This window comes from Pseudoalteromonas gelatinilytica (genome assembly GCF_001641615.1).
Classification (GTDB): Bacteria; Pseudomonadota; Gammaproteobacteria; order Enterobacterales; family Alteromonadaceae; genus Pseudoalteromonas; species Pseudoalteromonas gelatinilytica.
The window spans coordinates 40,397-57,639 of the sequence record NZ_LRRU01000002.1 but is presented as its reverse complement, the minus strand read 5'-3'; the positions used below and the strand labels follow the sequence as shown (position 1 = coordinate 57,639).

Here is a 17,243-nt window from a genome sequence, read left to right as displayed (position 1 = left end):
TAAAATATCGTTTTATTATGGTTGTCTCTATTTTGGTTATAACTAAATGTATAGACGTCTAAACTAGTCTTTTAATGGTGTTTTTCTACGCATTTCTCATAATAAAGTTATAATTTTACGGTTTTGAGTTTTTACTTTATTTCGTTTTTTGGTTTTATCTTTTTTGTAAAAACACCGCTGTGTTAACACAGCAGCGACAATAACTTGTTATAATCAGCTAAATTTTTTTAGTGAGTATGAGTAATGACCCAAGTAGATGTTATTGTGATTGGCGCCGGTGCCGCAGGATTGATGTGTGCTGCACAAGCAGGCTACCGTGGTCGCAATGTTACTGTGCTTGATATGGGCAAAAAGCCGGGCCGTAAAATATTAATCAGCGGCGGTGGGCGTTGTAACTTCACCAATGAAAACGCAAGCCCAGACAACTACTTGTGTGGTAATCCTCACTTTGTAAAATCGTGTTTAAGTCGTTTTACCCAGCATGACTTTATAGAGCTGGTGGACCGTCACGGCTTGGCCTATCACCATAAAACGTTGGGCCAATTATTTTGTGATAACAGCGCACAAGATATCGTCGACATTCTTTTAACTGAGTGTGAGTGGGCGGGTGTTAACATAGCGCTGCGTAACGAAGTACTCAGCGTGACAAAAACCGATGCGGGCTATGAAGTTATTACTGAGCAAAACAGCTTTCAATGTGAGTCGTTAGTTGTCGCATCGGGCGGATTAACCATGCCTAAGCTCGGTGCATCACCAATTGGTTATAAAATTGCCGAGCAATTTGGTTTAACAGTGCTGCCAACCATGGCGGCATTAGTGCCATTTACGTTACACCAGCACGATAAAGATCGCTTTGATGGGTTATCGGGGATCAGTATTCCTTGCCTGGTTACCAGTGAAGATGGCACCCAGTTTAAAGAAAACATCTTGTTTACTCACCGCGGCCTTTCGGGCCCAGCTATTTTACAAATCAGCTCTTTTTGGCGTGCAGGGCAAACTGTGTATATCAACTTGTTACCCGAGCTCGATTTAAAACAGCAGCTTGAGCAGTGGCGTCAAAGCCAAGGGCAAAAGTCACTGAAAAATACCCTAGCGACCATTTTACCAAAGCGTTTTGTTGAAATGCTGCACGATACTAAAGCGATCCCTGATTGTAATGTAAACCAGCTAAGCCATGCGCAAATCGACGCGTTACATGACTACATTCACAATTGGCAAATTAAGCCAAACGGCACAGAGGGTTACAGAACCGCCGAAGTCACGCTTGGCGGTGTAGACACCGACGAGTTAAGCTCTAAAACCTTCGAAGCGAAAAAGTCACCGGGCCTCTATTTCATCGGCGAAGTCACCGACGTCACCGGTTGGCTAGGCGGCTACAACTTCCAATACGCCTGGAGCTGCGGCTTTGCAGCAGGGCAGTATTGTTGAGTTACTAGTTACTAGTTACTAGTTACTAGTTGCGAGTTGCAAGGGGAAAGGTGTTAGTGGTTAGGGCATAGGAGCTAGGCTCTAGGAACTAGGAACTAGGTTCTAGGGTAGCACTTGCTTGTAGGTCGTGCTTCAGCGCGTGGTTGTTGTTAATTGAGTAATAGATGAATAAAGTATATAAATTTTATCCAGAATATGAAGATGAATTTATTACTCCGATTGATACCTCAGAAACGAGTTTATTATTCTATGAACAGCTTTAAAGCTTACTTAGTACTTTCTTTTCTACTGGTGATTACATTTCATTCGCACGCTGATGATGTTAGTTGGCAGTGGCCATCAGGTTTGGAAAAAGCGATATTGAAAGCAGATAGCTCAGTGCAAAATATAGAGCTTGGTTCTTACTGGAATACACGTTATAGGGCTGCTGTATTTTCAGTTGCAAACTTAATATCAATCGGTTGGTCTAGTCGAGGGTTTAATCCAGAAATATACAACACGGTTTTGAATGATATTTGGAATAATACTAGTCAAAAGCACTTACTAAATGACAACTTAATTCGCTTATCTTCTCTAACGTGGAGGTTAAACCTTAAGAATAGATGCTTTGATGCTAACGTGAATAAAAGCCGTGCTCGTAAGTACATCATTAAAATGATTAACTCGGATGAGAATGTTTTAAAGGATTCTGCAATCAGTGGGCTCGGGTTATTAGGCGAACGTGAAGATGTTGATATGTTGATTGAGCTATTGATTAACAATCAAAATACCTTTGTTGGATCTTCTGCATTAAGCTCTCTTTTGCTTGTTGAAGGTGATTACGCGCTAGAAATGCTTAGGACTAATATACAAAAAGTCTCCAATGATTCTCTAAAGCAGCAGATTAAGGAAGAGCTTAGTTTCATACGAGTCAGTGATGATAAGTGCGCTGAATAAAATCTATCGCATTCATAAAAAGTCGAACTATGCTGGTAGCACCTAGCACCTAGCACCTAGCACCTAGCACCTAGCGCCTAGCACCTAGCACCTAGCACCTAGCACCTAGCACCTAGCACCTAGCACCTAGCCCCTAAACTAGACAACTATAAGGTTACCCATTTATTTTTCATGCATATGATTGGCGATAAGTAGTTAAATAAAATCATTGGAGTTAAGCTAAATTATTTTCTGATGCCATGGACGAGGTAGTGGCAAAAAGAAAGACCTGACACTATGAGCTCTGGAGTAAAATGATATGACTAATATACTGAACGTTTATATGGATGATATAGAAGTTATTAGTGATGAAACCCCACAATCATTTGATAAGCTTAAAAAAGGTGTATTATCTGATGATAGTGAAATAAGACAAAGATCATTTTCTAAATTGGCATGCTTTGAGTATACCGAAGAAATTAAAAATATTTTTAACAGAGGATTATTAGATAGCGATGAACTTATTCGCTCTGATTGTATAGAATTTCTCGCTGAATTTGATTTACTTGATAATTTAGAAAAGATTTGCGAATTATTAGATGACCCAAGCCATTATGTCGTTGATTCATGTGTAATTAGTCTAGCTGAGCTAAATTCTAAAAATGAAAAAGTTATTAAACTTTTGATTAATAAGTTAAAAGATAAGCAGCTTAAGAGTGGAACTGTTTTAAGTATTCACTATGCGTTATATAAACTTGATCCAACATACTCAATTGGGAACCTATTAGTTTGCTATTCTGACTCCAGAGATTATCGAGATAGGTGCGCTATTTTAAACTTATTAGCAGAGGGAATCCGAGAAGAGGATATCCCTGTGATAAAAGAGAAACTAGATAAAATTGTAAATCCTAATGATTTTAGATCTGTACTATCTAAATATGATGAACTTTTAGCTTCATTAGGTTGATCAGAGATTTAAATCCAAAGCCTCGCACTCGCGGGGCTTTGTTTTTTCTAGCTGTGGTGGCTTGGATTTTGTTTTCAAAACTGGCTAAGCGGCTCAATGAAAAGAACCGCTTGCTGGCATGGGTGAGGTAGTGACAAAAAGCAAAACCTGCTCCCATGTGTTTGAAGCGCAGTAAAAGGTGCATGATTTTTAATGACTGAAATTACAAAAATTCAAAGATTGGTATGTAATGAATTTAATGCTGACTTTGTATCATCTCCCGAAGATATGAAAGTTGGTATTTCTCGTAACGTCAAGCAAGGGGTTACTCCTATTAATGGACTAAGACACTCCCCTGAAGGAGATACAACAGGTTGGTACATTTGGGGGGGAGATGAGTTTTCTGAAGAACCTGATTTTTTCGTTCCTCTTCATGTTGCTCATTTAGGTGAGTGGTGTCCTGATATCAAAAAATTTCTTGCGCTACCTCCGGGTTATAGGTTTTTAATCGCTGGAGATTATGTTGATGTTTGGTTTGATGAGTCTTTATTAAATATTTGACGACATAGTTTGAATTCTAAGCTTCATACTCGCGGGGGCTTTTTGTTGTTTTCAACTTTGATGATATTCTCGATAGATTAATTAATTGTGTGGTATCCAATTTAAGATGAAAGGAATAACTCATCTGCTAGAAGTTCAACAGAAGTGTTGTGAACACTATAGTGCACAATATACACTAGTTGACGAGGAGCAAATGGTAGTAATATCTGACGGTGTATATGAGGGGCTGCCTTTAGAAGGAGTTCGTTACCCTTCACCGGACCATATGAGCGGTTGGTGGTTAACCACTGACGAATATAATGGAGATATTTCGAGTTTAAAAACGGTTCACTTTACTCATATTGTAAAATATAGACCTGAAGTAGCTATTTATATGGCTTTGCCACCTGGTTATCGATTCATGCTGGGTGGAGAGCAAGAACATGTTTGGTTTGATGAAAAAGTAGCAAACGACAAATAGATAATATCTTTTTAATTCAGAGCTTCGCATTAGCGGGACTTTGTTCTGAATAAACTGTGACTCAAAGAAGTTACTGGATATCTTATATTTGCACCTAAAGCCTAGCACCTAGTAACTAAACTAGACAACTATAATGTTACCCATTTATTTTTCATGCATATGATTGGTGATAAGTAGTTAAGTAAAACCATTGGGGATAAGCTAAATCATTTTCTGACGCCATGTGCGAGGTAGTGGCAAAAAGCAAAAGCCCATGTGTATGTAAATAACCTAGATCAGTAAGTATAAAGCTGGAAGAAAATGATTATTGAAATTACGAAGTGGTCCACGGGTTTTAGAAAAATATCTTTTAATAAGATATTGCGTCGAGAGTTGAAAATGACGATTGCAGAGGCAAAGACCACTGTGAATGAAATTCTTGTGGGAAATATTGTAAGGCTGCCATACACAAAAGAGTTGGAACTCGAGATTAAGAAAGCAGAATTATCTTACGACCTTATTGATGATTAAAAATTAAGAGGATTCTACCTTAGTTTGAATCCAAATATATTCTTAGTGGAATCTGGGGTTGTTTTCAAAAACAGTGACTCAAAGAAGAAACACGATGTCTTTTATTTGCGCCTAGCACCTAGCACCTAGCACCTAGCACCTAGCCCCTAAAACCTAGAATCAACTCTTGTCACCCCAAATGACGCCCTACATAATTTTGATAGCTGATAGCTGATAGCTGATAGCTGATAGCTGATAGCTGATAGCTGATAGCTGATAGCTGATAGCTGATAGCTAATTTATAGTCTATTATTTCATTTTACTGAGTAGTAATAATGTATTGGACTCGGGTTGCCCATGAAACTTAATGACGTACAGATGTTTGTTAATCCTATTTATCGGTTAATAGAAATTACACCTATCCCTGTCATTGTTTCCTCGCCTAGCGGTAAACTCGAATATGCAAACCCGGCACTAAAACAACTATTAGGTTACGAAGGCGATGAAGTGTACGCCGATGATGTTGTTATAACTCATGCTGATGACAGAGAGTTAAATAAAGCTATTCGTGCCAAGCTTAATCAGTTTCCTGAGCAGCCCTTACAAATCGAAAAGCGTTACATGCATAAGTTGGGTCATGCTATTTATTGTCAGCTGAATATTGTTGCCGAGATGGATACTGACGGTAATGTTGTGCGTTATATTTCGCAAATTATTGACTTAACAACAGTCAATAAAGAGGCGGCCGCGGATATTTTGCTGACCCATTTGGTTGATAAATCGAATGATGCCATCTTTGTTGCAAACCCTCAGTTTGGTCAAATCCTTAATTGTAATCAATTTGCTTTTAGGTGCTTAGGTTATGAAAAGGAGGAGCTTTTAAAACTAACCATTCCAGACATTAACCCTGACTACGATACCAAGGCTAAATGGCAAGAAAGGGTGGAGCGTATAAAAGCTCAAGAAACCACTATTTTTGAGTCGTGCTTAAAACAAAAAGATGGTCAGGTTTTTCCTACAGAAGTGAGTGTGTGTCATATTGACCATCAAGGGAAAAGCTATCTTCTTGCGATTGTGCGTGACATTTCAGCTCGAAAAAATAAAGAGCAGGCTTTGATTGAGCTTGCGAATCTTGACCCGCTTACTCAATTACCGAACCGTCGTTATCTAGAGCAATTATTAAATGATGTATTTAGTGAAAATGGTGATGTGGCTGAGGGAATGGGCTTTATTTATATCGACTTAGATGATTTTAAACAAATCAACGATCAGCATGGTCATGCACTAGGCGATGAAGTTTTGGTATGGGTTGCAAAGCAACTTAAAGCTGCCGTCAGAAGTACCGATTATGTGATAAGAATGGGGGGAGATGAGTTTTTAGTGACTATTTCAGGCGTAACTAACACGACGATTCTGAATCGCTTGGCACATAAAATTGCGGATCAATTTTCAGCCCCTTTTAGTTGTAAAGGTAAGTCAATTGAAGTCACAGCAAGTATTGGTGTGACAGCGCATTTTCTCGGCGATGGTGTGTATGCAGCAAACCAGCTAATTGAAGAAGCGGATGCGGCTATGTACCAAGCTAAAAAGCAACCCGGAACAACCATCATTCATTTCAGCTAATGGTTTTAACGCCTTATGTTGCTCTGAAACTTGAAACTTTCCCCTCAAGCAGCCACTTCAACACAATTACGGCCGTTACTTTTCGCTTTATACAATGCTTTGTCGGCAATGGTGAGGGTTTCTTTCACGGTTGTTGAAGCATGAGCTACGCTGTGTACACCAATACTCACGGTAAATTGCACGGTTTGTACTTCATCAATGGTGATGTAGGTTTCTTGAGCTTTTTGGCGAATTCGCTCGGCAACTTGTTTTGCATCAAGTAGGTTACAATTGAGTAATAACACAAACTCTTCGCCGCCGTAACGGCAGGCTATATCAGCAAGGCCTTGCTCTGAGGTGAGTATGTTGGCAAATGCGATAATGACTTTATCGCCAACATCGTGACCATATGTGTCGTTAATGTTTTTGAAGTGGTCGAGATCAGCAATTAGTAGGGTTAACTCTTGCTGATTACTTGCCATAGCGGCAATCAATTCCTCACTTTTTCTGTCAAAGTAACGGCGGTTATACAGGCCTGTCATAGGATCTGTATCGACCAAGCGATTGAGCTCAGTTTGCTGTGCTTTAATTTTTTCGAGGCTCTTAATTCGATAAGAAAGAATAAACGCCATCATTAAGGCTTCGAGCAAAATACCTATGCCTACACCGTGGCTATTTATCACGTTTGCGTCGCTGATCCCCTTGTAATAAAGCACCGCCAGCATATTGAAAATAACGAACATAGAGTGGCCGAGCAAAAAGTATTTTGCCAGTGTGTTACCTTTTCGCCACAGCGAAATAGATACTCCAAATGTCACCGTCATCATTAAAGCTGCCAAGCTACTGGCAGGTTTTAATGCCCCCACAATATCGAACAAGCTATAGATAAAATCAGCAACCAGTAAGAACAAAATAATCGACAGCGCGATATGCTCTTTAGGGTAATGCTTTTTGGTTTCGAAAATGAGCATTACAAAAATTACTAAAAAGCTTGGCATGCTCAGTAAGTTAGAATTGAGCTGTAATAGCTCAGCACTAAAAATACCAAAGAAGTTAGCAGCAACACCATAAGACAGCGCCACCCACACCGTGCCAGAGATAAGATACAGGGCGTAAACAATGTTCTCGATTTTACGGGCCGATAAATACAAGAAGAAGTTATAAATCATCAGCGCTAACATCATCCCGACAAGCAGCGCAATGTAATTACCATTCCCAACAAGGGCTCGCTTTGAATGCTCTTCATCATAAATCGTTAGTGCAAACCACTGATGAGAAAAAGTGACGCTTTTTACGTAAATTGTTTTTTGCTGGTTAGGAGCAATATAAAACGAAAACACGGCACTGCCACCAAACATATTGGCTTTAGGGCCTGTTTTATCAAGTTGGATAACCGATTGGTTTATCAGTTGTGCTGATTGTGTTTCGTAAAAGCTGACTTCTTCTAAATGATAGGCATCAGGGTTATGTACAAATAAGCGTAGGGTATCGCTGTAGCTATTTTTTATAACTATTTTTGACCACGTAGTTTTAGCGTTAGTGCCCAAAGTAAGCTCGTTTTGACTGTTGGTAAAATTTTGCTGCTGAACTTGCGAAAGAGACATGGCGCCTGTGCTATCAATAAAATAGCTCATAGCAAATTGAGTGAGGTCAACGCTACGTTGATCGATATTAACAATAGGGGAGTTATCTGCACGGCTTTGGGTCGTCATGCTAAGGCATAATGAGTAGATAACAAAAAGCAGTATAAAGCGCGCAATCATCCCTAATGCCTGTGTCCAAATAAATATAATAATAAAGTTTTATTTTTAACGTAAACCGCTGCCTTGTCGAGTAAATTATCAACGAAAATAAAAAAAGCCGCTAACTTAGCGGCTTTGTTGGTTGCGAAAATATGGGTTAACGTAGGTCGAAACGATCTAGCGTCATTACTTTAGTCCACGCTGCTACGAAGTCATCAACGAACTTCTGTTTAGCATCGTCAGAGGCATACACTTCAGCAATTGAACGTAGCTCTGAGTTTGAACCGAAGATTAAATCTACTGGTGTTGCTGTCCACTTAAGTTTGCCTGACTTACGGTCACGGCCTTCGTAAACACCTTCCTCAGAAGACTTAGACCACTTCGTTGACATATCTAATAGGTTAACGAAGAAGTCGTTGCTTAATGTGCCAGGTTTCTTCGTGAATACACCGTGTTTAGTTTGGTCAGTATTCGCGTTAAGGGCACGCATACCACCTAGTAGTGCAGTCATTTCTGGTACTGATAAGCTTAGTAAATCAGCACGTTCAACTAACATTTCAGCCGGTGATTTCCATGCTGAGCTGTAGTAGTTACGGAACGCATCTGCTGTTGGCTCAAGTACTTCGAATGATTCAACGTCAGTCATTTCTAATGACGCGTCCATACGACCTGGCTTAAATGGTACTGAGATAGAGAAACCCGCGTCGCTTGCTGCTTTTTCGATTGCAGCCGCACCACCAAGAACAATCATATCTGCGAGTGAAATTTCTTTACCGCCAGATGCATTTTTGTTGAACTTAGTTTGGATTTTCTCAAGTTTGCTAAGTACTTTAGCCACTTCTTTCGGGTTGTTTACCGGCCAATCTTTTTGCGGAGCAAAGCGAATACGTGCACCGTTTGCACCACCACGCATATCTGTGTCGCGGTAGCTTGCTGCTGATGCCCAAGCAACACGCACTAGTTCAGATACAGATAAACCTGAATCTAAGATGCTAGCTTTAAGTGACGCGATATCTTTGCTATCAACTAGTTTGTGGTCAACTGCAGGGATATAGTCTTGCCAAATTAATACTTCTTCTGGCACTAAGTCACCTAGGTAACGAGCACGTGGACCCATATCGCGGTGGTTTAGTTTGAACCATGCTTTAGCAAATGCCAGTTCGAACTCTTTCGGGTCGTTTAAGAAACGCTGTGAGATCTTACGGAACTCAGGATCTGCTTTTAACGCGATATCAGTTGTGAACATGATAGGCGCATGACGCTTACCTTTAATGTGCGCATCTGGCACTAGGTTAGACGCTTGACCATTTTCTGGGATCCACTGAGTCGCACCCGCAGGGCTCTTAGTTTTAACCCATTCAAAGTTGAATAAGTTTTGTAGGTAGTTGATTGACCAACGTGTTGGTGTCACTGTCCATGCACCTTCAAGACCTGAAGTGATGGTATCTTCTGAGTGACCTTTACCACATTTGTTTTTCCAACCTAAACCTTGCTCTTCAATACCTGCTGCTGCTGGCTCTTTGTCTAAACACGTCGCTTTTTTCGCTCCGTGTGCTTTACCAAAGCTGTGACCACCGGCGATTAGCGCAACGATTTCTTCATCGTTCATTGCCATACGGCCGAATGATAAACGAATGTCTTCTGCTGCTAGAAGTGGATCAGGGTTACCGTGAGGGCCTTCTGGGTTTACATAGATTAAGCCCATCTCAACTGCCGCTAATGGGCCTTTAAGTTTACCTTTTTTGTCACGACGTTCGTCAGTTAACATTTTGCCTTCAGGGCCCCAGTATACGTAATCTGGTTCCCAATCGTCTTCACGACCACCGGCATAACCGAATGTTTTGAAGCCCATTGACTCGAGTGCAACGTTACCTGTTAACGCCATTAAGTCAGCCCAAGAAATGCTGCGACCGTATTTTTGTTTAATAGGCCAAAGTAAACGACGCGCCTTATCAAGGTTCGCGTTATCAGGCCAGCTGTTTAATGGGTCGAAACGTTGTTGACCACCGCCTGCGCCACCACGACCATCAAAAGTACGGTAAGTACCTGATGCGTGCCACGCCATACGGATGAAGAACGGACCATAGTGACCGTAGTCAGCAGGCCACCAATCTTGAGAATCAGTTAATACTTTCTCAATATCAGCTTTCACTGCATTTAGGTCTAACTTTAAGAATTCTTTTTTGTAATCAAAGTAAGGACCCATAGGATCAGACTCTGCGCCATGGGCACGAAGTTGGCTAAGATCTAATTGCTCTGGCCACCAGAATTGGTTTGATTTGATGTCGTTTGTAGCTTGTACGCCTGTTGCCACCAACAGTGATACCGCAACAGCTACTTTAGACAAAGCTGAAGTTGATTTCTTAAACATTGTGTTGTCTCCAGTTAGAAGTTGGGTGAAATATAGTTATGTTCTGGTTAACTTTCCACTTACAAACTGGGGTTTAAATCGATTGATAAAATCGAAAAAATAGATGGTGTGATTGATTTTATAGAATAAAGCCAGCAAAAATGCTGGCTCTGGGGGAGGTGTGCAGTAAGCTTAAATTCAGCTTATTGCTTATTCTTCAATAAAGGGTACACCGTTTTTGATCCACTCAGCGGCTGGTTTGCCTTTTAAGTAATGATCAAAATATTCCATCATGCGTACTGAGAAATCCACTTGGTTAGGGAATTTCTTCAGGTGATGTGGTTCACCTTCGTATTGTAAGAAGGTGGCATCTTTACCCGCACGACGAAGCGCTAGGTAGTATTGAACACCTTCGTGCCATGGCACAGCATCATCTTTGTCGCCAAACATAATCAGAATTGGGGTATTCACTTTATCGGCGAAGAACACTGGTGAGTTTTCGATGTATAGCTCTGGGGCTTCGAATAACGTTTTACCAATGCGGCTTTGCCCTGTTTCGTATTGGAACTGACGCGCAAGACCTGATTTTAAGCGAATACCGCTGTATGCACTGGTCATGTTAGATACTGGCGCACCTGATACAACAGCCTTAAACATATCTGTTTGGGTGATCATAAAGGCACTTTGGTAGCCTGCCCATGAGTGACCTTGTAAACCAATTTTATCTGGATCAGCAATGCCTAAATCAATCAACTTTTGAGTGGCGTTGATCATCGTTTGGGTTGACGATTTGCCCGGATGACCAATTTCAAAACGGATATCAGGTAAGAAAATCGCATAACCATTTGAAGTAAACATCGGGAAGTTAGGACGATGATTTAATTCCATTTTCGGGAAGTCATACATGCGTTGGCTCATATAGCGGTAGAAGTACACAACCACTGGCACCTTATCGCCTTTTTTGTAGCCCGCAGGCTTAATTAATACGCCTTGTAAATCTTCACCATCAAACCCTTTGTAGCTAATAAGCTCAGGTTTTTCACCCCATGCAAAGTTGCTAATTTGTGGGTTTAGGTTGGTAACACGCTGTGGCTTTTTGAAGCTAAAATCAGCTTGGTAGTAATCAGGGAATTGCTGATATGTTTGTGCAGTAAAGAGATATTTGTCGGCATTTTTCGCCTTTTTCACTACATCATAGCGCTTTTTACCCGAAAGTACTTTACTTACTTTATTGCTTGATAAGTCGAGTTTTGCAATTTCAGTTTGCTTATCTTGCAGGTTAGTTGCGCTTAGTAATAATGTTTCGTCTTTGGCAAAGCCCACTTGGTCTTTATCTAGTTTAATAACACGATATTGGGTATTGCTTTCTTTACCTTGAGTTAGGCGTGTTGCCTTTTGTGTTGCGACATCAAAAGCCCAAATATCAAATTTACTGTAAACCAGCACTTGGCTGCTGTCGTTTAACCAACCTGCAAAACCATAACCCGGCTGAGGTGACGGGTAGTCATGTTTATCATCAGCAAAAATAGCGTTAATTGCTTTAGATAAGGTCGAAACCTTATTGTTACCTAAATCTTTAAGTTGCACTTGGCTGTCTTGGAAAAATGCCGCAAATTGACCATTTGGCGCAAGGCTTGGTCTAAACGGGTAGTCGCTGACGATAGCGGTTTGTTTACCGGTTTTAACATCAACTCTGAAGTAATCTGCGTAGAAACCGCCATACATAACACGCTCTAGGTATGGAAGATCTGAATAACCTAATAGCGCTTCGCGATGAGTATTAAGCGAAACCTCAGGCATGTTTGGCGTGCTTAACTGCACAACGTGCTGACCGTTTACATGATATACCGCTTGGTAGTGACGAAGCTTATTTGTGCTGTTCCATTGCTGCTCTTCGCGAGGCTTAATTTCAGCGTCTTTATTGTGCCAAACGTTGAGGCCCTTTTGGTCGCGAATGGTATCGAAATCATATAAAGAAGCTTCATCTTTGTATTCTTTTGCGGCAACTTTTGCAGCGAGTTTAGGGTGGTTTTCAAAGTATAAACGAGCACCATCTTCAGACCATTTTAGCGATGCTGTTTTGCCAATAGTCCAGCTGCTATCTGCAGAGTGAATGGTTGAAAGCGCCCCGTTTTGTAAAAGCTGTAAGCTGTGGTCACGACGGCGTGTGTCATCATTAACGTAATTACCAATTAACAGCGCTGCGGTATTGCTGTTTGGTTGCCAAGCAATTTTATTTGCCACAACGCCCGGCTCATCAATCAGTACACTCGTTGCAAAGTCATTATTAAGCGCAACTAATACAACTTGGTTGTCGGCACCATAGCTGTAGCTTTGGCTTGCTAATAACTGCTCACCGGTGCTGCTAATCGCATAGCTGAATACATTGTTTAGGGTGTGAGTGGTTTTGTCTTGAAGGTTAACAAGCACTAAATCAAAGCTTTTATCTTTTTTGTCTGGCTTTATTTCGCTGCTGTTTTCGTCTTTTTCTTCGCTGTCTTTTTTATCTGCTTTTTCTGCTTTCTTATCGAGTCGGTAAGCAAGCCATACACCATCATCCGATAATGCATAGTCTTTTACATCGTTAAAGGTTTGTTGCTCACCATTGTTAGTATTTACTAAAACAAGGTTGTTTTTTAGCTCGTCTTTTTTCTTGGTGGTTTCTTTTTCAAGTAGGGTTGGAACTTGAGTAAAAGCCACCCAGTTTGCTGCTTTATTAATAGTTGGGCGAGTACCGCGCTCAACGCTAGTTAGCAGGGTGTTATTGTTTAATGTATAAACCTGACCTTGTGCATTACCGCGATAAGGGTCGGCACTAAAGCTAAGAATTTGGCCATCTTCAGAAAGTTGGGTGCCTTTTGCGTATTTAAAATCAAACACGTCTTTAAATTGCAGAGCTTCTTTCGCACCAACCTGTGCACTACCAAGGCTTGTTACCAAGGCTAAGCTCAAAAGTGATAATTGCGCTTTCATTCATCTTTCTCGTTGTTTTTAAATTTACGCACCCAGTGTAGCGTTTTTAATAAACAATTCGAGTAGATACGATAAGTGGCGTGTTTGGGGAGGTGGAAGGGGAAAGTTGCTAGGGGAAAGTTGCTATGGGAAAGTTGCTAGGGGAAAGTTGCTAGGGGAAAGTTGCTAGGGGAAAGTTGCTAGGGGAAAGTTTCGAGGGGAAAGGGGAAAGGGGAAAGGGGAAAGTTGTGAGAGGGGAGTTGGAATATGGGAGTTGTTAGGCTATAAGTAGAAATATGTTTTAAATAAGGATATTTAAAATGAAATTTGAAAACCTAGATGTTTGGAAGCGTTCTGCTACGTTAGCAATTGCAATTTTTCAACACTTTAAATCGAGTCGTGAATATTGCTTGAAAGACCAAATTAAGCGCTCTAGCTTGTCTATTTCATCGAATATAGCAGAGGGCTATGAGCGGATGTCTTCAAAGGATTGTGTGCGTTTTCTTTACTATGCAAAAGGAAGTTGTGGTGAGCTAAGATCACAGCTCTATATATCGCTTCAGGTTGGTGAGGTTAGCACTGAGGTGGCAAATAAATGGATAATAGAAACGCAGGAATTATCAATGATGTTAGCGGGCTTAATCAGAGCAATTAATAATGCGAATCAAAGGTAGTAGTTAGAAAAGGGAAAGTTAGAAAGCAGCTTGCTAACTTTACTCTTTCCCCTAGAAGCTCGCTAACTGTTTGGAATTCAATCTGATAGCTGACGGCTGACGGCTGACGGCTGACGGCTGAAGGCTGACAGCTCCAAGTTTACTCTAGCAACTCGCTAACTTTACTCTTTCCCCTAGCAACTCACTACAACCAAATCTTTTGTAGTTCTGGCCATTGTTTTTCAAATTGTGCACTTGGTTTTGCTTTAAAGTCGCTGCGCACGAATTGGTTCATCTTACCTTCTACATAGGCGAGTAAGAAGTTGGCTAGGGTGGTTTCGTCTGACTGGAATGCTTTGCCTTCGCGTAGTTTGCGCTCGCGTAGCACTTGCTTGAACTGAGTTTCTAGCTTTTCAAATAAGCCTTGTACACGTTCACGTAAGCGCTCTTGTTCACCTTGTAAGGCATCACCGGTCAAAATGCGGGTAATGCCCGGGTTTTTCTCAGCGAAGGCTAACAATAACAGTAAAATATTGTACACACGTGTTTGGCTTTCTTTCTCATTTTCTAAAATGAGGTTAATGCGTGATAACAGGGTATCTTCAATAAACTCGATTAGGCCCTCAAACATCCGTGCTTTACTCGGGAAATGACGATATAACGCAGCTTCAGACACACCTACCTCAGCCGCGAGTTTTGCGGTTGTGATACGTTGACCTGGGCTGGTTTCTAACATTTGTGCGAGTGCTTGCAGAATCTGCTCTTTGCGATTACTTCTTTTTGTCGCAGGCATGACCATTCCTTTCTTATAATTTATTACTTGCGCTGTTGGGAGTCAGACAAGCCATTTTTTGTGCAAATGAGTGGCTTATGTTAATGTTTTATTCAGTTTCTTTCCAGCATTTTTACAAACGCTTGGCAAGCTCAGTCATCACGCTCATGGCCAAATCTTTTTTACTTCCCATTGCTAAATCTAGCTGCTCATTGTGCCAGAAAAGTGTTAAAGCATTATGATCAGAATTAAAGCCAAGACCTTCTTTTGATACATCATTTGCGCAGATCATATCGAGATTTTTGTTCTTTAATTTACCTTGAGCATAGCTTGCAACATCTTGAGTTTCTGCCGCAAAGCCAACGGTATAAGGGCGATTTTCGTTCAGTGCAGCGACGTTAGCGATGACGTCTGGGTTCTTAACTAAAGTGAGGGTCAGCTCATCGCCTTGCTTTTTCATCTTTTGCTCATGAATTGCAGCTGCACGGTAATCAGCCACTGCAGCACAGCCGATAAATGCATCTGATTGCACGGCTAGCTTCATTGAGGCAGCGAGTAATTGCTCAGCACTTTCTATATTAGTGAGCAGGGCATTAGCAGGTGCTTTAATTGTCACGGGACCTGAAATCAGGTTTACCTTTGCACCTAGCGCAAGCGCAGCCTCTGCAAGGGCATAGCCCATTTTGCCAGAGCTGTGATTAGAGATATAGCGAACTGGGTCAAGGGCTTCTCGGGTTGGTCCTGCAGTAATCGTGATGGTTTTGCCTGCAAGTAATGGCTCTACTTCAGGTTGTGTACAAAGCGCGACTAACTCATGAGGCTCTAACATGCGCCCTGCGCCTACATCACCACAGGCTTGCTCGCCTTTACCTGGGCCCCAAATAGCCACGCCACGTTCGCTAAGTGTGGCAAGATTTGCTTGTGTAGCAGGGTGGGCATACATTTGTTGGTTCATTGCAGGTGCAACCGCCACTTTTGCTGGGGTGGCGAGTAGTAGGGTCGTGAGTAAGTCATCCGCAATACCCATCGCCATTTTCGCTAAAATATTGCTGGTTGCAGGGGCAACTAAAATAAGGTCTGCCCATTTGGCAAATTCGATATGACCCATTGCGGCTTCTGCTGCGGGGTCGAGTAATGAATCAGAAACAATTTCACCGCTAACTGCTTGCATAGTTAAAGGAGTAATAAAGTGTTTTGCTGAGTCGGTCATGACGACTTTTACTTCACAGCCTTGATCTTTTAAACGGCGAACAAGTTCTGCACATTTATAGGCTGCAATACCACCACTCATACCTAGCAGGATTTTTTTATTTACTGATTTTGTCATTACGTGAAATTTAACCTTTGTCGATATGGGCTAACGATAGCAAATCTTTACCGATAGCATGAAGTTTTCTTTTTTACTGACAGGCAAAAACTGGATTTTATAGTACAGTTTAATAAATGGAATAGTTGTTTTAAGGATGAAGCAATGCCATTAACCGATTTACCTTTATCAGCAAGGCCGCGGGAAAAGTTACTTGCCCAAGGTGCCAAAGCACTCTCAGATGCAGAGCTACTAGCGATATTTTTACGTACCGGTGTGCCGGGTATGAATGCCATTGAGCTGGCGGAGCATCTACTCAATATTAACAGCACGTTGCACGACTTATTTAATGCATCTGAGCAAGAGTTTTGCGCTCAAAAGGGTTTAGGATCTGCTAAATATGTACAGCTTCAAGCGGTACTTGAACTAAGTCGGCGCTATATGCTTGAGCAATGTAAGCGCGAGGCATTATTTAATTCACCGCAAGCTGTGTATGACTATTTAACTATTCAGTTGCGTGGCTTACAGCAAGAGGTATTTATGGTGCTGTACTTAGATAGTCAAAACCAGCTAATCAAAGACGAAGTACTTTTTTACGGCACTATAAATGCCGCTTCTGTATACCCACGCGAAGTGGTTAAAGCAGCACTACGTAATAATGCGGCGGCACTGATACTTGCTCATAATCACCCAAGTGGAGTTGCTGAGCCTAGTCAGGCCGATAAATTGATCACCACTAAATTGCAGCAAGCTTTAGCCTTAGTCGATATAAATGTGCTGGATCACATCATTGTGGGTGGTGAAAATTGTGTGTCGTTTGCCGAAAGAGGGCTTATATAAAGCCTGATAGCTTAGAGAGTGTGTTAAAAATGAGCAGTTTAGGCTGATTTTAGAAATTAGTTTAATTTAAATGCAGTTTTTACTTTCCCTAAGGGCTTTCGATCATTATAATTAGCCGCTATCAAATTTACACATGAGCTGATTGGATAAGATCTGTTACTTGATCTTTGCCTGTATAAGCTGTATAAAGAGCGCCCTTCGATTTATCCCGGGGCACAAATACTGGC

The 17,243-nt window shown here is 41.2% G+C and carries 14 protein-coding genes; 9 read left to right on the top strand and 5 right to left on the bottom strand.

From position 1 onward, the window contains the following. Positions 1–243 precede the first annotated feature (243 nt). The 7 genes from NH153_RS00315 (at position 244) to NH153_RS00285 (ending at position 6,422) form a co-directional block, all read left to right on the top strand. On the top strand, positions 244–1,428 hold the full coding sequence (locus tag NH153_RS00315) for a BaiN/RdsA family NAD(P)/FAD-dependent oxidoreductase (protein ID WP_063699863.1): 1,185 nt from the start codon (positions 244–246) through the stop codon (positions 1,426–1,428). 249 nt (positions 1,429–1,677) lie between these two features. Beyond that, a complete protein-coding gene (locus tag NH153_RS00310; RefSeq protein WP_063699861.1) occupies positions 1,678–2,364 on the top strand; it encodes a hypothetical protein in 687 nt (228 codons plus the stop codon). A 322-nt stretch (positions 2,365–2,686) separates the two neighbouring features. After that, entirely contained in the window at positions 2,687–3,310 is a 624-nt protein-coding gene (locus NH153_RS00305) for a HEAT repeat domain-containing protein (RefSeq protein WP_063699859.1), read from the top strand. A gap of 192 nt (positions 3,311–3,502) precedes the next feature. Beyond that, on the top strand, positions 3,503–3,850 hold the full coding sequence (locus tag NH153_RS00300) for an immunity protein Imm33 domain-containing protein (RefSeq protein ID WP_063699857.1): 348 nt from the start codon (positions 3,503–3,505) through the stop codon (positions 3,848–3,850). 106 nt (positions 3,851–3,956) lie between these two features. Continuing rightward, a complete protein-coding gene (locus NH153_RS00295; RefSeq protein ID WP_063699855.1) occupies positions 3,957–4,310 on the top strand; it encodes an immunity protein Imm33 domain-containing protein in 354 nt (117 codons plus the stop codon). A 300-nt stretch (positions 4,311–4,610) separates the two neighbouring features. Then, positions 4,611–4,820: a hypothetical protein gene (locus NH153_RS00290; protein ID WP_063699853.1), complete on the top strand. Its 210-nt coding sequence runs from the start codon at positions 4,611–4,613 to the stop codon at positions 4,818–4,820. A gap of 336 nt (positions 4,821–5,156) precedes the next feature. Beyond that, positions 5,157–6,422 carry a sensor domain-containing protein gene (locus NH153_RS00285; RefSeq protein WP_063699850.1) on the top strand — a complete coding sequence of 422 codons (1,266 nt, stop codon included), beginning with the start codon at positions 5,157–5,159 and terminating at the stop codon, positions 6,420–6,422. Positions 6,423–6,466: 44 nt separating this feature from the next. On the opposite strand, the gene NH153_RS00280 is transcribed toward NH153_RS00285, so the two are convergent. From NH153_RS00280 to NH153_RS00270, 3 genes are all read right to left on the bottom strand, one after another. Next, on the bottom strand, positions 6,467–8,113 hold the full coding sequence (locus NH153_RS00280; RefSeq protein ID WP_233999236.1) for a diguanylate cyclase: 1,647 nt from the start codon (positions 8,111–8,113) through the stop codon (positions 6,467–6,469). Between the two features lie 187 nt (positions 8,114–8,300). Continuing rightward, on the bottom strand, positions 8,301–10,514 hold the full coding sequence (katG, locus tag NH153_RS00275) for a catalase/peroxidase HPI (RefSeq protein WP_063699846.1): 2,214 nt from the start codon (positions 10,512–10,514) through the stop codon (positions 8,301–8,303). A 189-nt stretch (positions 10,515–10,703) separates the two neighbouring features. Continuing rightward, a complete protein-coding gene (locus NH153_RS00270; RefSeq protein ID WP_063699844.1) occupies positions 10,704–13,466 on the bottom strand; it encodes a S9 family peptidase in 2,763 nt (920 codons plus the stop codon). Positions 13,467–13,765: 299 nt separating this feature from the next. Here NH153_RS00270 and NH153_RS00265 point away from each other — a divergent pair, with 299 nt between their 5' ends. After that, entirely contained in the window at positions 13,766–14,119 is a 354-nt protein-coding gene (locus tag NH153_RS00265; protein ID WP_063699841.1) for a four helix bundle protein, read from the top strand. Between the two features lie 184 nt (positions 14,120–14,303). Here NH153_RS00265 and slmA read toward each other — a convergent pair whose 3' ends face one another. Continuing rightward, on the bottom strand, positions 14,304–14,891 hold the full coding sequence (gene slmA, locus NH153_RS00260) for a nucleoid occlusion factor SlmA (RefSeq protein ID WP_063699831.1): 588 nt from the start codon (positions 14,889–14,891) through the stop codon (positions 14,304–14,306). 112 nt (positions 14,892–15,003) lie between these two features. Then, positions 15,004–16,197, bottom strand: coding sequence for a bifunctional phosphopantothenoylcysteine decarboxylase/phosphopantothenate--cysteine ligase CoaBC (gene coaBC / locus NH153_RS00255; protein WP_063699829.1), 1,194 nt, complete (start codon positions 16,195–16,197; stop codon positions 15,004–15,006). A gap of 144 nt (positions 16,198–16,341) precedes the next feature. Between coaBC and radC the strand changes: the two genes are divergently transcribed. After that, the gene (gene radC, locus NH153_RS00250; RefSeq protein ID WP_063699826.1) at positions 16,342–17,016 is read left to right on the top strand and encodes a RadC family protein; all 675 of its coding nucleotides are present in this window, start codon (positions 16,342–16,344) and stop codon (positions 17,014–17,016) included. Positions 17,017–17,243 lie beyond the last annotated feature (227 nt).

What these genes read in the sequence shown, in the direction of transcription:
- NH153_RS00305 (WP_063699859.1), top strand. Translation starts at nt 2,687, where the DNA reads ATGGATGATATAGAAGTTATTAGTGATGAAACCCCACAATCATTTGAT.
- NH153_RS00285 (WP_063699850.1), top strand. Translation starts at nt 5,157, where the DNA reads ATGAAACTTAATGACGTACAGATGTTTGTTAATCCTATTTATCGGTTA.
- NH153_RS00310 (WP_063699861.1), top strand. Translation starts at nt 1,678, where the DNA reads ATGAACAGCTTTAAAGCTTACTTAGTACTTTCTTTTCTACTGGTGATT.
- NH153_RS00295 (WP_063699855.1), top strand. Translation starts at nt 3,957, where the DNA reads ATGAAAGGAATAACTCATCTGCTAGAAGTTCAACAGAAGTGTTGTGAA.
- NH153_RS00290 (WP_063699853.1), top strand. Translation starts at nt 4,611, where the DNA reads ATGATTATTGAAATTACGAAGTGGTCCACGGGTTTTAGAAAAATATCT.
- NH153_RS00300 (WP_063699857.1), top strand. Translation starts at nt 3,503, where the DNA reads ATGACTGAAATTACAAAAATTCAAAGATTGGTATGTAATGAATTTAAT.
- NH153_RS00265 (WP_063699841.1), top strand. Translation starts at nt 13,766, where the DNA reads ATGAAATTTGAAAACCTAGATGTTTGGAAGCGTTCTGCTACGTTAGCA.
- coaBC (WP_063699829.1), bottom strand. Translation starts at nt 16,197, where the DNA reads ATGACAAAATCAGTAAATAAAAAAATCCTGCTAGGTATGAGTGGTGGT.
- NH153_RS00280 (WP_233999236.1), bottom strand. Translation starts at nt 8,113, where the DNA reads ATGACGACCCAAAGCCGTGCAGATAACTCCCCTATTGTTAATATCGAT.
- NH153_RS00315 (WP_063699863.1), top strand. Translation starts at nt 244, where the DNA reads ATGACCCAAGTAGATGTTATTGTGATTGGCGCCGGTGCCGCAGGATTG.
- radC (WP_063699826.1), top strand. Translation starts at nt 16,342, where the DNA reads ATGCCATTAACCGATTTACCTTTATCAGCAAGGCCGCGGGAAAAGTTA.
- NH153_RS00270 (WP_063699844.1), bottom strand. Translation starts at nt 13,466, where the DNA reads ATGAAAGCGCAATTATCACTTTTGAGCTTAGCCTTGGTAACAAGCCTT.
- slmA (WP_063699831.1), bottom strand. Translation starts at nt 14,891, where the DNA reads ATGCCTGCGACAAAAAGAAGTAATCGCAAAGAGCAGATTCTGCAAGCA.
- katG (WP_063699846.1), bottom strand. Translation starts at nt 10,514, where the DNA reads ATGTTTAAGAAATCAACTTCAGCTTTGTCTAAAGTAGCTGTTGCGGTA.